Source organism: Colwellia sp. BRX8-5 (assembly GCF_014077325.1).
GTDB lineage: Bacteria > Pseudomonadota > Gammaproteobacteria > Enterobacterales > Alteromonadaceae > Colwellia_A.
In genome coordinates, this window is record NZ_JACGVR010000018.1 from 70869 (window position 1) to 86648 (window position 15780).

At 37.1% G+C, this 15780-nt stretch carries 12 protein-coding genes; 3 read left to right on the forward strand and 9 right to left on the reverse strand.

The features are described 5' to 3' along the window. Positions 1-13: 13 nt before the first annotated feature. Positions 14-3748, reverse strand: a complete 3735-nt coding sequence (locus H4J62_RS12900; RefSeq protein ID WP_182216541.1) for a translocation/assembly module TamB domain-containing protein — start codon at positions 3746-3748, stop codon at positions 14-16. Beyond that, entirely contained in the window at positions 3745-5496 is a 1752-nt protein-coding gene (locus tag H4J62_RS12905; RefSeq protein ID WP_182216539.1) for an autotransporter assembly complex family protein, read from the reverse strand. Before H4J62_RS12905 ends, H4J62_RS12900 begins: the two co-directional genes overlap by 4 nt. Before the next feature lie 224 nt (positions 5497-5720). Here H4J62_RS12905 and H4J62_RS12910 point away from each other — a divergent pair, with 224 nt between their 5' ends. Beyond that, positions 5721-6575: a universal stress protein gene (locus tag H4J62_RS12910; protein ID WP_182216537.1), complete on the forward strand. Its 855-nt coding sequence runs from the start codon at positions 5721-5723 to the stop codon at positions 6573-6575. A 53-nt stretch (positions 6576-6628) separates the two neighbouring features. On the opposite strand, the gene H4J62_RS12915 is transcribed toward H4J62_RS12910, so the two are convergent. The 4 genes from H4J62_RS12915 to H4J62_RS12930 are packed head-to-tail and all read right to left on the reverse strand — an operon-like array spanning position 6629 to position 9794. Continuing rightward, the gene (locus H4J62_RS12915) at positions 6629-7501 is read right to left on the reverse strand and encodes a mechanosensitive ion channel family protein (RefSeq protein WP_070376395.1); all 873 of its coding nucleotides are present in this window, start codon (positions 7499-7501) and stop codon (positions 6629-6631) included. Between the two features lie 22 nt (positions 7502-7523). Next, the gene (locus H4J62_RS12920; RefSeq protein ID WP_182216536.1) at positions 7524-8312 is read right to left on the reverse strand and encodes a hypothetical protein; all 789 of its coding nucleotides are present in this window, start codon (positions 8310-8312) and stop codon (positions 7524-7526) included. Positions 8313-8322: 10 nt separating this feature from the next. Next, positions 8323-8787, reverse strand: a complete 465-nt coding sequence (locus H4J62_RS12925; RefSeq protein WP_182216534.1) for a hypothetical protein — start codon at positions 8785-8787, stop codon at positions 8323-8325. A gap of 35 nt (positions 8788-8822) precedes the next feature. Next, the gene (locus H4J62_RS12930) at positions 8823-9794 is read right to left on the reverse strand and encodes a magnesium transporter CorA family protein (RefSeq protein WP_182216533.1); all 972 of its coding nucleotides are present in this window, start codon (positions 9792-9794) and stop codon (positions 8823-8825) included. A gap of 194 nt (positions 9795-9988) precedes the next feature. Between H4J62_RS12930 and H4J62_RS12935 the strand changes: the two genes are divergently transcribed. Together H4J62_RS12935 and H4J62_RS12940 are read left to right on the forward strand one after the other, a co-directional pair. Further along, entirely contained in the window at positions 9989-11014 is a 1026-nt protein-coding gene (locus H4J62_RS12935; protein ID WP_182216531.1) for a DUF21 domain-containing protein, read from the forward strand. A 186-nt stretch (positions 11015-11200) separates the two neighbouring features. Further along, a complete protein-coding gene (locus H4J62_RS12940; RefSeq protein ID WP_404842429.1) occupies positions 11201-11887 on the forward strand; it encodes a mechanosensitive ion channel family protein in 687 nt (228 codons plus the stop codon). A 229-nt stretch (positions 11888-12116) separates the two neighbouring features. Here the strand turns inward: H4J62_RS12940 and H4J62_RS12945 are convergent, their stop codons facing one another. The 3 genes from H4J62_RS12945 to H4J62_RS12955 form a co-directional block, all read right to left on the reverse strand. Beyond that, on the reverse strand, positions 12117-13946 hold the full coding sequence (locus tag H4J62_RS12945; RefSeq protein ID WP_182216528.1) for an SLC13 family permease: 1830 nt from the start codon (positions 13944-13946) through the stop codon (positions 12117-12119). 461 nt (positions 13947-14407) lie between these two features. Beyond that, positions 14408-14860 (reverse strand): RimK/LysX family protein, encoded by a 453-nt coding sequence (locus tag H4J62_RS12950; RefSeq protein ID WP_182216526.1) that lies wholly within the window; start codon positions 14858-14860, stop codon positions 14408-14410. 8 nt (positions 14861-14868) lie between these two features. Beyond that, positions 14869-15780: succinylglutamate desuccinylase/aspartoacylase family protein (locus tag H4J62_RS12955; protein ID WP_182216525.1), on the reverse strand; the 912-nt coding region annotated here is incomplete at its 5' end.

A 15780-nucleotide genomic window follows, 5' to 3' on the forward strand; every position in this document is an offset into this window, starting at 1 on the left:
ACTGGTCACCGGCTTATTTTATGTCGAATGAGTAATAAATATCGGCAGAGCTTTCTAGCCCAGAAACTGTTTCAACCCATAGTCTGTTTAATAAATAAAACCTCACGGTTAATTCATTGATAGGCTTCAGAATACCAACCCCGTATTTAATATAAACCTGCTCACCTAAATAGCCAGCGATGGAGGCTTGCTCATTGTCTCCGTCTATTTCGATTCTATTGATCAAAGGTAATTTTTCTATTTGAGTGAGCACACCAGAAAAGTTTGTTAACGCTGAACCTAAAGCCACACCTATAGCCGTATTACTATCGCTGGTTTCTGCATCTAAACCGCGCCCTCTCACCAGATACGATAAAGTTTCAGATTGTTGCATGGTTGGCTTTGAAAACAGCTTGATATTCAAACTGTTGGCTAATCCAGTTGCATCAATACCGACAATAATGTTTTCTTTTTCAATGCTACGTGTCGCTTGCATTGAGACATAGGGGTTATTCGCTGTGCCATTAAAAGAAATAATACCTTTAGTTAACGACAAATCTTGCCCATAAGCGCGATAGCGACCCTCGGGGATCTTTAAGCTGCCAAAGAGCTGCAAGGGTTGATTTGCCTGCTGACTCACTTGTAATTCGCCGCCTAGACGACCTATAAACCCTTGCCCTTCAACTTTAAATGCATCGGCAATAACCACACGAACATTGGTAAATAATTTAAATGGTTTTTCATTAGCAACTTGTTCGCCTGCATCATTAACCATAATGACATCCTTGCTTAAACTAACACTTCCTTGCGGCAATTTATTAACCAGTAATTTACCTTCGAGCACTTCTATACGGCCCGATATTTTCAGCTCTGATGCTTTGATTTGGGCGTTAAGGTGAGGAGAAACGGTTATGCTAAGATCCGGGGGAACTGATAACTTTAATGATTCCCCATCAAAATCAAAATTACCTTGCAATTCATCTTGCCAGTCAACGTCTCCTTTAAGATTAGCTAAGGCATTATTAATATTTACCCCACCAGAAATAACGGCTTGTTGACCTTTAAATTTTAAAGCCATATTAATATCAGTTAAGGTATTAATATTTCCTAAAATTTTAGCTTTACCTTTAGTTAACGTAATGTCACCTGTTATTATTGGCTTATCTAAATCACCATTCACAGTTAAACGGCTATTTAATAGGCCTTCCAATGAGGTTAACTCTGGCAAAAAAACTTGCAAGGGTGAAAGGTTGAATTCATTAATATTAAGCTGGCTATTTATAGTGCGACTATCGGCAAAGACAATCGTACTGCTAAGGTTGACTATTTCAGCACTGTCTTGAGCAAAAAAAGCAAGTTTGCCTGCAACACTGCTATTATCAACTTTTAACGTTAACTCACCCTTTTGCCACTCAAGTAATTGATGTAATTCGCCTTCTTTAGTTGTCTTTATATCGCCATCACTAATAAGTAATTTAGCATTAACGGTTGGCATTTTGTTTTGTTGCCAACCCACAGCAACATTCCCCGCTAATGTGCTCTGCACAGTTATATCTTTAGGAATAAAGGGCGTTAAAAGGTCTGTGTCTAATTGAACGGCTAACGTTAACTCGTCTTGAGCTACTTTTAAGGTGGCATCGTCTTTTAGACAGAGCTGAGCGCCGTCACCAAGCCAGCAATGTTTATTAACAGCAAGCGTTTTAAGGCTATTATTATAAAGTATATTAAGTGGCTGACTTGATTTAAAAACATCGTCACCTATCGAAAAAATTACCTGATCAGTTTGTACTCGCCACTGCTCTCCCACAGGTGAATAGTCACTATTAATTAACAAGTCAATCGCTGAATCGCCAAGCCATGCTAGCTTTACTTTTTGTTGATTTAAATCACCACTACTCGACAAATTAACACCATTGATGGTGTGATCGTTCCAATTGATAAGCGCACTGCTAAACGCTACCTGATGTTGATGATTATCCAGCGGTCGATATTTGACCTCGACCTTAATGGCATCACTGGCAAGATTAGCCACTAACAACTTTTTTAATTCACCTTGTAGATTGAGTTCTGGCTGCTCAATTGGACCAGATATTGAAATATTGGCCGCTATTCCACTTTCAATATCCTTTAACCATAAACTGCTATCTCCAACATTAACCGTACCATCGACATGCCAATGGGTATCGCTATGGCCTTTTATGTTAAGCGCTATATCACCATAATTGAGCTTAATATTACTTAGCGCTAATTGACCTTTATGGTTAATATCAACATTACCGTTTGCGTTAAAAGCTATTTTATTAATTTCGCCTTTGACCTTAGAGTCAGCAAGCGTAAACGCCCATTCATTATCTTGCCAAAATCCTTTACTGTAAATATTTCCCTGCAGTCGACCCGATAAACGTTTATCAATATTAGGTAAGCTAATGCCCGAAGAATTCACCTTAACATCCCATAAGAATCGATTGCCTAACTGTAACTCTCCGGTTATATCCAAGCGGCTATTTTCTTTGAACTCTTCAAAATATAAGGTCTTTATTTTAAAGGTTTGTTCACTGTAAGTTGCCTGTAGTTCCAATGCGGCATCTTGGTAACCAAAGCCACTAATGTTACTTTTTAAATCAATAACATGTCGGTTAAGGTCGCCTTCGCTGTTTAATAACAGTGTTGATGGAGTAATAACATTAGCGATATCATCAGGTAAAATAAACTGGCTAACATCAGCTTTCAATTTATAAGGTAAGTTTGCGTTAGTAACATCCACTGACATTTTAGCGGTTAGTGTTAATTCACCCACGTTGCTAATCGTTGTTACTAAATCAGCTAAATCACCTTTTAATGAAACCTTTTGTTCAGAATGACTGAGTTGTGGTAATAACTCAAAGTTATCAATGGAACTACTCAAGGCTAAATCAACAAGATAAGGGGGTACAAAGTCAACTTTTCCTTTTAATGAAAACTCTCCTACTGCCGCTACTTTTGATGACAATTCTTCAATAGATAATTGCGTTTTGAACCATGATAAACGTGCCACATTATTCGTGGTATTAATTAGCGTTTTCTCACTGCCCGTATTGTCTAATTCATTAACGATTAGCGTTTTTACCACCAACGACTTTAGCGCTAACTTAACTGGTAAATACATCTTAGGCAGTGATGCCAGTGGCCAAGGGGTAACGGGTTGCGGGGTTGATGAGGTCTTCGCCGCAGATAAATTAATATGTGCTTTAAGCAACCGAGCATTATCTATATTAATAGCGATATTACTCACAACATTCTTATTGACCGATAAAGCACTAGAAAACTCGGTTAAGTTTATCGCTAGCCCCTGAGTTGTTATTTGGGCGCGAGCTAAAGAAAACTTCTTTAATTTAACGCTAAAGGGTAAGGTGAAATTGGTTGAGTTAATCGTTTGTTCGACAAGTTGCTCAGATGATTCCGCTGGCTTTGCTTCTTTTATGTTGACTTGTAGTGCACCTATACTGAGTTCATCAATACAAATCTGGTTTTTCCATAGGCAGCGCAAATGCAATTTTAAACGAATGTTACTGGCATTAATTAGCGCATTATCGTTTTCAATTTTTAGTTTACGTAACGCTAAGTCATCTAAAAGGGCACCACTTTTGTATTCAACTTGCAGCGAGGAAACCTTACCGACAAAATAAAGTGATAACTGAGCTCCCCAAGGCGTTGAAAGTAGTATGGCAAAGAAACACAGTAAGCCGGTTAACACGCCGATAAGTGTGAAGCTGGCACGTTTATAAGTCATAGTTCAGCACCAATACTAAAATGAAGACGCCATAATGGGTTTTCTTCGCTTAATGAATACCCTAAAGCAAACCTGATCGGCCCAATGGGAGAAATATAATGAAGACCGGGACCAATAGAGTATACCGGTTCAAGTTTGTCATTATCATTAACACTTCCAGCATCAATAAACAGTGCGCCGCGCCATGTATTTGAAAAGTAGTACTGGTACTCCAAACTAGCAACGACCATATTAGTGCCACCAATAACGATTTCCTTCCCTTGGTTAATACCTTCTGAAAGAGTCACTTTAGGGCCAATTGATTGATAGTCGAATCCTCGAATACTTTGGTCACCACCAGCATAAAACCGTAATGAAGGAGACAGTTCCTCTTCAAAGTCTTTGTCGACAATAACATAGCCAAGCTCTACTCTTGCGACAATACGGTGCTTAGGAGCAAACAGAGAAATATATTTCCAACGCGCATTAAAACGTAAAAATGAGGTTTCTGAAGATAAACCTTCATAGCTTCCTTCTAAATTATAGTATTGTCTAAATCCCTTAGTTGGATCGAGTAAAGGGCCATCACGATCAATATCAGACCAAGTAAACCCGGGAATAAAATAACTGGCATCATCGTAAACATTATCAGTCTCCCACTCTTCATCTAAGTGTCTTAAATAAGGTTGGCGTAAAATATCATCTTTTAGATAAACGCGTCCTACTTGAAAAGAAAAAAATCGACTGGTTAAGTCTCCATAGTCATTTTTTTCTAGTTCAGTTTGTAATTGCAACACATCATTGTTGGGGTGTGACAAAGGAATACTGTAAATAAAATGCCCGGTCGGATTAATGGTTGAATAGGACAACCTTGTTTCTTGACGATGCCCATAACGGTTGACTAGCGGTGTTTTCCAGCCGAAAGAAAACCTTTCTTTGGTGTCAGTCGCGTAGCCTAGTCCTAAATTAAATTGATGGCGTTTCGCTTTTTCCAGCGATACATCTATTGGTAAGATGTTATTCGCGCTATTCTCTGTTTCAGGGCGAACAACAACATTGCTAAAGTATTGAGTTTCATCCAGTTCATTTTGTAAGTTTTGCAGTGAGGTTTGTTGATAAAAATCACCTTGCTTAAAAGAAATCAAAGGTTTCAAAATATCTGTATTTATATCAAAATCATTAAACTTTATCTCACCAAAACGATAACGAGGTCCACTGTCAAAGTGAACAATAATCTCTGCGGTATCCAAATTTTTGTTTATAGCGATATTAGTTTTAATGAACTTACTATCAAAGTAACCTCGTTCTAAACCTAAGGAAACCAAGTCCGTTTTAAATTGCTCATAAATGCCATGATGTAATATATCTCCGCTGGCAATAGGCACCTCTTTGATAATATCTGAAAAAGCACTATCCCCTAAAGCGTCGCCACTTAGGTTAATACGCACGTGTTTTATTCTTGTTGGCTGATTGAGTATCACGACAAGACCAAGCGTCCAGATATTTTTATCTAAATTCTTGTCAATTGAACTTGTTACCTCAGCACGGTAATAACCCAGTGCCTTGAGCGCATTTAAGGCTTGTTTTTTCGCTGTAAAAACAAATGCTGTTCGTTCGGTGTCATTCTCTGGCAAATTGCCTAGATAAGCATAAATATTTTGTTTTGCTGCACTGGATAAGTTATCTGAAAGTTGAACGATAAGTGTGTTCGATGTTGCAAATGGTGAGATTAAAAAAAACAAGATGAACAAAAAAAAACGACTATACATTATGCTAGATTATCCGTGAAATTTGCAGTAATTAAATAAAAGCATAGCATAACAGTTTATGTGGTTTTGCTGATAGAAAAGTTTTAAGGTAGAAATAACTATCTATACTTTCAACCTTACGATAAATTTACACAATATTGACTTCTTCAGCAAAGTCGCCAGACCGTTTTAACAAAATTAGGTCAATCCCACCCGGGAACTAACATCCAAAATGAGGGAATAGAATGATAACTGAGCAATTAATTTGGTTTATAGATGGACGTTATTTTTATAAAAGCATTACTTTAGATAAAGTTATTCACCTCGCCAACACTCATAAAATGCGCGTTAAAATAATCATCGATGCTAAAGTAAAATCTACCCAACGGTGGTATTGGCATGCCATGGTTGGCGACTCACCAACGGCTAATGAAGATTTAGTGGTGATTAACAAGAAAAAACAAACCTTGCTTAAAGCATTAGAAATGAGTGCAATTAAAGCTGAAATTATCGTTTCAGAGTCTGCAGATCACATAAAAACAATCAATACTGAATTAGCAAAAACAAATAATGGCCTGCTAATTTTAGAAGACACACCACCTAAACAAAGACATCCCATTTTTCAAACTCTCACTGAAATAAACGCACCCGTATTATTATTAACTGACAAGGTATGGAAAGAAAACATCAATGCCATTGGCGCTGTTGACCCATTACACGAAAATGATCGGCCAGCAAAAATTGATGAACATATTGTTCAGCATTTAAAAAGCTGGGAAGATTCGCTTTCAGTAAAATGGAAACTTATCCACTGTTGTTACATTTCATCAGTTTTATACCAATACAAAAACAAAGTACTGTCGATGCACCAAGACGGTTTAAAAGAGTTCGCTGATCAGTTCCGCATTAAGAGGGATCAATATCAATTACTTGAAGGTTTACCTGAAGAGGCCTTAAAGTCATATATTAACAAAAACCATATCGATATTTTATTTATCGGTCTAGTTAATAGAAACATGCTGGATAAGTTTTGGGTGGGAAGTACTACCTCAAATTTTTTATATGAGCCGCCATGTGATTTATTGCTTATTAAACAGTAAAATAAATAATGAGCATTAACCAGCAAGGTTAATGCTCAACGTTGATTCAGTCACTACTCTTCTTTGGATACAACATCTGCCGTACTTCTCGGGTTCTCATTCATAGCAACTTTAAAAGGTTTACTTGCACTCCCGGCATAAAGGCTGATATGCGGGAATGGGATCTCAATGCCCTGCTCATCAAATGTTTTCTTAATGTTCTGATACATTTCATTTTTAAGCGCAAGAAAATTCTCTCTTCTTGACCACACTGAAAATTGAATATCAACTGACGATGAACCAAACCCGGTCAAAATAAACAAAGGTGCTGGCTCTTCCAAACAAATAACATTTTTTTCGGCAATTTTTAATAATAAATCACGCACTTTTTCAATATCTTCTTTATAAGCAATTCCTAGTTTTAAGTCTGCTCTTCTAATGGGATACTTTGTCATGGTGGTGACCGCACTTTTTATCATGCTTTCATTGGGTATTCGAACAAATAAATTATCAAAGGTTCTTAATTTAACAGACAATAAATCAATTGAAATAACTTCCCCTAAGATGTCATTGACTTTAATCACATCACCGATTGAGAAAGGTCTTTCTATCATCAAAAATATGCCACTGATTAAATTTGATGCTGAAGTTTGTGAAGCAAAGCCAATCGCGACAGTAAAAATTCCCGCTGCGCCAAGTAATATCGTTAAGTCGATACCAATATGCTTTAAAGCCGACAAGACAAATAAGCCCAGTAAGGTATAAAACACCGTTCTTTTTAACAAAAACACTCCGTGTGTCGTCATTTTCTTGCTAACAATTCTTTCCATCGCGCTACTGAGCGCTTTAGCAATAAAGTAACCGACCACAAATAAAATAAGTGCCTGTGTTAAGGTGTATAAATGAGATGCTTTGAGCATATTAAAAAACTCATTAATGACTTCCATATAATATTTACCTAACTAAAGTTTACCCAAATAAGTTACTGATTCTGCGAATTATTTTACCGTGCTCAGAGGTTTCTCGCGGACTACTTATCGCGGTAAGGGGTTGAAATTCAACTGAAACACTTCTTTCTATAATTAATTCAATATCGGCTGATTCATTATTTCTTTCAATGGTTATGCCAGATGTCCACAGTTGGTTTTTATCATCACTATATAAATGTAAGTAATTAACAGGAACATTAATCCTGTTGATGATAAGTTCTTTGTTATGGCTATTAATCACCGTAATTGACGTTGTTGCTCGGTGGGGATGTAAATCAAGCTCTTCAAGTTTAGTTTTTGCAGAGGTATATTTTGCATAGCACAATTGTCCGTCGATGGTTGAGCTACCAAACCATGAATCTGACGGACGCCAAAAGGGTAAATCAACTAAGCATTTAGCACTTGGAAATGTTTCAGCATAAAACCAAATAGGTGTACTAATAAACAGCTGAACTTTTTCACCCGCTAAAATAGTTAGCGGTGATGAAGGGCGTGCAATAACCGAACGATCGGCTAATTTTGGAAATACTTTTATTTTATCAGAGCTAGCTTTCTCTAAAAAACGACCGATATCAGCATCGCTTTCTAGTGCAAAGTTTTCGCCAGCAGAAACCACAATGTCTTGGTCTTCTTCTTGATTTTCAATATTCCAAATGTTCCATTCAGTTGCCTTGCGCTTTATGAGTATCGCGCGTTGACCAACGCTCCAACATTTTGTTTCATGACTTTCATCAAAGGTAAACTCGCCCCACCAGATGTTGTTACTCATAGTTTACTCATTAAAAATTCACTTGAAATAATAAATCGCCAAATCCCCAGATAAAGGTGCCTGTTATCAACAATGAAACTTCTAAAATACCGAGCTGGTATCTAACATTATCTTTAACAACATCAATTTTATCGTCAAAATCATCTTCAATCGTTGCAATTTCTTTGTCGATGTACTCTGTTGGCACATTGATTTTTCTGAGTTTCATTTTGGCTCGTGACAATACCAAGCGATGTTGAATATTGAGTTTACTGATGAGAACACGTTCAGCAATAATGGCGCCAATACTTGACCAAACACCAATGATAACAATTAAACAACCACTTCTAGAAAGCCACTCTAGCCCTAAAAACTGAGTTTTTGACAAATAATAGCCCATACTAATCAGGGTTAAAGAAAGTAACCAAGCCATTATCGGTTGTCTTTTTCTGATGTTAATGACTTTTGCTTCATAAAGTGTTTTTGAATCGCTCAATATCTGTCTTCTTTTTTTAATTAAATTAGTGGTTATTACAACCAGCGTTTTTTCTTAAACCAAACAATAAGACCAACAGAGATAACCGACATCACCCCAAGTAAAGTAAAGTAACCGTGTTCAAATTTAAGCTCGGGTATGTATTCAAAATTCATCCCATATATTCCTGCGAGGAAAGTCAAAGGTACGAACAAAGCGGTGATAACCGTTAACACTCTCATTGTTGCGTTTAGCTGATGTGAAGTAACCGACATATAACCGTTAATTAAATCTCCACAAATATCATAATACATTTGAGAGAGGCTCAATAATCGATCAAGTCGCTCTCTTAAGTCATTTACTGCATGTATTTCTTGTTCCGTAATGAGTGATGTTTCATCATCTTCAAGATAACTGTTAAGGGTATTTCCAACAGTTACATGGTAATTAAAAGTTCTTCTAATTTTAACCAACCTCGAACGATGTGAGGTGATTTCTCGCATCATTTTATCGTTACCACTGATTTGAAATTGATCTTCAATTTTTTCTAAGTTTTGTTCAAAGTCAAATAATTGCTGTAGGTAATTACCACAACTACTGTGAAATATTTTCAATGCTAAGTGTACTGGGCTTCTCGCTAAATACTTTTCACTGCTGGCAGTAAATAAGGCATTTATCGCTATCGAGCTTTCAGGATGACCGGTAATTAACACCCGTTGACCGATAAACATACTGATTTGTACATGTTCAAAGGTTAAATTATTTTCTTTGGCAACAAAGCCACGGTAAAGCAGAAAGATGAAATCATTGAACAGCTCAACTTTCGGAGGGTGTCTTTCTCTTTGAGCATCTAAAATAGCCAAAGGGTGACAGCCAAATTGAGTGAATATTTCTTTTTCTTGAGATTTTTCGACTTTATCAAGATCAATCCATAGCACGGTACTTTCATCTTGTTGCCATTCACTGACTAATTCTTCGCCACCAATTTTAACAGGCGCAGAGGGTGAAATTAACATACATTTAATCATGATAAATCCTTAGGTATAATTACAAAATAATGCGGGTGTCAGCATTACAAATAATAACTGATAGTAAACGTTATAAACTTTCCCATTATAAGCAATATTTTAGAGTAAAGGTCAAATAATTAGTTGTTATCTCAGCAAGTAAAGTTAATAATTCACCCAATTAAAGCTATTAACATTCCTATTAGGATTATTACATGTCAACTGACATTATTACTTGGTGTGCAATCGCCTTTTGTATCACTCAATCAGCCATTTTCTCAGGATTAAATCTCGCATTTTTTTCTATAAGTCGCCTGCATTTAGAAGTTGAAGCTAAAAAGGGTAATAAAGCAGCACAAACTATTTTACGTCTGAGAGACGACTCAAATTTTTTATTAACAACAATATTATGGGGTAATGTTGGAATTAATGTGTTGTTAACAATGCTCTCTGATTCAGTGCTTACTGGCATCAGTGCTTTTCTGTTTTCAACTATTGCCATTACGATTATTGGTGAAATTACCCCGCAAGCTTATTTCTCAAGAAATGCCTTAAAAATGGGCAGCATGCTCGCCCCTATTATTCGTTTTTATCAGTTCCTTTTTTACCCCGTAGCCAAACCAACTGCACTTATTTTAGATGCTTGGCTCGGCAAAGAAGGGATTACTTACCTTGAAGAAAGTGAACTTAGAAGTATTATTCGCCAGCACATTTCCGCAGAAGAAGCCGATCTTAATCATGTTGAAGGTATCGGTGCGTTAAACTTTTTTGCTTTAGATGAGATACAGGTCACTGAAGAAGGTGAGATAATTGATCCTAAATCAATTATTGCCCTACCAACAAAGTTAGACTTACCTATTATTCCGGTAACGACACAAGGTCCAGATGACCCATTTTTAATGCTGGTAAATGAAACTAACCATAGTTGGGTAATACTGACCAATGAAGCTGGCTACCCATTACTCGTGCTTGATGCAGACGGTTATTCACGAGCTGCGTTATATCAACCAGGCGATTTTGACCCTTACAATTATTGTCATCGTCCTGTTGTGATAACGGATGAAACGACACCATTAAATGAAGCTATACTAAAAATGAAAGTGAATACATCTACTGACAAAAACTTTGATGGTGTGATAGAACACGATGTATTGCTTATTTGGGGAGAAACCAAACGTATTATTACTGGCGCAGACATTTTTGGTTTGCTACTTAAAGGCATGCTTCCTAATATAAAATAAACAGGTTAAATATTTATAATGGAATGGTTAGACAAAATATTCAATTTAAACAGTTTTACCGAGTTATTGTTTGAATATAAATTTATTGTTACTTTTTTACTGTTGATGACTTCATTTTTGATTAAAAATTTAATCATAAAAGTTATAAAACTAAAATCGAAACAAACCAAAAGATTAAAAATTAATATGGTGAATAATATTTTCACCATATTGATCATTATTTTACTTTTTAATCTATGGTCCGAAGAAATCCAAAAGTTTGCCTTTTCTATTGCCGCTTTTGTTGTGGCAATTGTATTAGCGACTCGCGAGTTTATTCAGTGTTTTATTGGCTTTATCTATATATTATCGAGTCGACCCTTTCGTATTGGTGACTGGATACAAGTAGGTAACTATGTTGGTGAGGTGCATTCTACCGATTGGGCTAAACTTACTTTACTAGAGGTCAATAAAGATGATTATGAATATACCGGCAAAACGTTATATTTGCCTAATAGTCAGTTAATTACTTCGGTAATTAAAAACCTTAATTTCCTCAAGCGTTATGCGGTACATCATTTCACTATAGTACGTGATGACAGTGCTAATCCCTTTGACTTTATCGATACCTTGTATGAGAAAGCAGACTTATATTGTCATGACTTTAAAGATGTGGCAGTTCGTTATAATCATCTTATTGAAAACCGCTTAGATATAAAGATTGCAGGTCCAAAACCGCACATTCAAGTAGCTACCTCTGAGCTGGGTGACACTCAGGTGTTTTTTACTATTTTTTGCCCCACTGAAAGTGCGATGGAAATAGAACAGAAATTAACGTCTGACTTTATGAAACTATGGTTTGAGAATAAAGCTTTAAAAAGTATTAATAAATAAAAGAGCAACAGACATCGTCTTGTAATGGGCCTTAATCTTTGTAGCTACACAATAAGCACAACAGCTGAGTTGTGCTTTATTTATAAGCCCCACAACAAACATCACCCTAGTTCAACGTTACAAAAAATCCTCATTATTAATTAGGCTTTTTGCTTACCAATGCACCTTTCATCTTTAGTGTATTAACGAAGATTAGCGCAGCCTAAAACAAAAGACTGCTTTGTTTATCTTACAGATATAACCAATTTAACAGTAAGGATAGCGTTACCCACATTAGAATAATCAAGGGAATACCAACACGCATAAAATCAGAAAAACGATAACCACCGGCGTTCATTACCAAAAGGTTAGTTTTGTAAGCCATAGGGGTTGCATAACTTAAGTTAGCACCAAAGAGTACTGCCAATATAAAAGGTTCTGCTGGTAGGTTGAGTTGGCTAGCAACAGAAATGGCAATAGGCGTACCAATAACAGCAGCAGCATTGTTAGAAACAATATTAGTTAATATCGCGAGTAACAGCATTAGGGCCGATAAGACACCTCCTGGTGGTAAACCAAATGATAATGCGACAAACACTTGGGCTATGTACTCAGCGCCACCGGTTGTCATCATTGCAGAGCCTAACGCTAAAGACGCTGCGACAATTAAAATAACTTGCGTACTAAGCGCTGATGAAGCTTCTTGCCAATTTAAACATTTTGTTAATAACAAGACGAGTACACCACAAACCGCACTAATTTCTATAGGTAAAATACCCAAGGCTGACGATACAACTACGGCTAACAAGGTACCTAAGGCAATGGGTGCTTTACTTGTTTGAGGTAATGACTCCGCGCCATCAATAATGAGTAGTCCTTGTTTAGCTTTTAATAAATCAATTTGCTCTTGCTCTCCTTGTACCAGTAAGACATCGCCAATTTTCAGGCGGGTATTGCCGATACTGCTGCGACCAATTTCCATCGCTTTACCTGCTCGATGCAAAGCGATCACTGATATGCTGTGTTTTTGTATAAAATTGACTTGTTGTAAAGTGTGCCCTTCAACCCCCGAGCCAGCAATAATAACAATCTCTGCCAACGTTTGTTTCTCGGCTTTTAGAGGGTGTTCGTCATCAACTTTATGCAGTCCTGAGAATAAAGTGGCTCCTAATACTGACTCATATTCTTTTAAACGGTCTGGATAGTCATGAACTTTTAGGCGGTCACCAACGATAAGCACGGTATCGGGCAAAGGCATTATATTTCGATAGTTGGCGCCACGCTGAATACTCTCAATTTTTAGCTGGCCATCAGTCAAAGCAATTATCTCGGTAATTGTTTTCTCGTTAGCCACACTTTCTTCATTTATATTAAGATAAGCGCTAAACAGACGTGGCGAAGTATCAGGCATTGATGGTGTTCTGCTTGGGAGAAGTTTAGGCGCAATTAGCCATAAGTAGAGTACGGCAACAACAGAAGCAATGAGTGCTGGTTGTATAAAGTCAAAGAGCCCAAACTCAACCGCCCCCATATTTTTTGCAATACTAACCACTAATAAATTGGTCGATGTACCTATCGTTGTCGCCATTCCCCCAACTAAGGTTGCTAATCCCATCGGCAGTAGCATTGGCGAAGAATCTGTTTTAGTACGCAGTGATACACTGATCAAGATAGGCAGTAACAGCACCACAACTGGGGTGTTATTAATAAAAGCACTTAAACCTCCAGCTAAAACAAGTGTTAGTAACAAAGATAATGTTGGACTTATTTTCCATAATTTAGCCAAGTATCGACCAATGGGCTCCAATGCCCCTGTACGAACAATACCGTGACCAATGATCATTAACGAACAAACCGTCACTAAGGCTTCATGACCAAAGCCAAAAAATAATGAGCTAGGTTCGAAATGTGTGCCATCTATATAAAAAGGGAAGAATGCAAACGCCAAACACAATATAGCGATAACAGCCAAAGAAGAGGTTTCTAAAGGGATATCGTCTCGACGAAAGAGATATAAGGCAAATACGGTAATGAGTAATACCGCTAATGCATGATTATTAGGTAAGTCAGGAATATTCAAAAGTAGTACCAAGTTAATTTAATTATTTAGCGGCTACAACCACTGCTTATAAAGCTTATTCTAAATGAATGCGCCAAATTATTACAAGTCAATGAAGTCTATTCTAATTATTTTTAATAACTATAATACGTGTTTTCAATTAAGTACATAGTCACTAATCAATAGATATTTTTATAACGAGCTCGTTAAAGCGTGAGCTATATTAGTTAAAAAGAGTGGCAACAATAATTCAGCAGCCGCTCTCAATATGCACTTTAGAATGTAAGGTCTTGGCAGACAGGGAGCAATAAGGAACTTTTAGTGACAACAAAGTAGCGGTAATATGTTCTGCATATTTTTAGGTTATTTGACGGCAGATAACGCGCTACTTTTAACGTTGATTGTCGGACAGCGATTCATCTTTTGTGGTGTTTACCGCAGACAAGGAATCGCTTTTTATATAAAAAACGTATAGATAAGGCTTAACCTAGCTCACTTTCTATTTTTGATCCTAAAAAAACTTTTGATGGATCAACAAGAAAACGTTTGCCTAAAGCTTCTCTTCCTAACAGCATTAAATAACTCATATCAGAGCGATCGGTTAAGGTTATTTCAATTGACCACTTTTCTTCGCCAAGTACGATTAATGTTTCAATAACGTAACGTTGCTCTACGGTGCCATTAGAAGACTTTATTTTTCTGATATCACTAATTGGCGCACTACATTTAACAATAGTATCAACATTATGCGCATCAGGATGAATATCAAAAATCACCGAAGGCTTGCCATCTTTAATAACTTTTGTAATATTATCAACGTGTAACGACGACGTTTTTGCGCCGGTATCAACCCGCACTTGTAAGTCATCAATAGCTAAGTCTGGCAAAGCTATTGACTCTAAACGCCCAATAACAACTTTATTTGCTTTTTTCATACGGTTTCCTAACTGTCATCATTTTCAGGTAAAAGCTGCTCTTGTACGTTTTCAATGTGTTCAGCGATTTCTTCATCGTCTTCACTGAAATAAGCGACATGAAACATAGCTTCTCCATCTTGTACTAGCGGTATATTTTGCTTACCGATTAAAATGCCTGAGCGTGTTGCTTTAACCGAATCAAATATTGCACCATATGGGCTACCAATTTCGGCTAACACTTGACCTTTAGTGATCTGATCGCCCAAATTTACAATATTATGAACAATACCACTAGCGTTAGCGCGCACCCATTGACTACCATTAGCAATAAAAGGCACAAGTTTTTTCTTCTTAGAGCGGACAACTTTTCTGGTCATACCTAAATATTGTAAAACATTTAAGATACCTTTCATGCCCGCTCGAATTGAAAACTCATCAAAACGCAGCGCTTCACCCGCTTCATATAATAGTATTTTCGTTTCGTTTTTAACGGCTGATTCTCTTAACGATCCGTCAACTAAAGTAGAATTTAACACAACCGGTACGCCAAACACTTCCGCCAAGGCTTTGGTATCGGGATCAGACATATCCGCCCTAATTTGTGGCAGGTTTGAGCGATGAATTGCCCCGGTATGTAAATCGATACCGTAATCACAATGTTTAACGATTTCATTGAGAAATATATGCGCGACACGCCCTGCTAAAGAGCCTTTCGCAGAGCCGGGAAAACAGCGATTTAGATCACGACGGTCAGGCATATAGCGACTTTGATTAACCACGCCATAAACGTTAACCATAGGAACAGCAATAACTGTGCCTCGCGTTATTTTAAGTTTCTTTTCGTGGATCAAGCGTCGAATAATTTCAATACCATTTAATTCGTCGCCATGTACCGCCGCACTCAAAAAAATAGTGGGCCCCGGTTTTTTAGCGCGAAT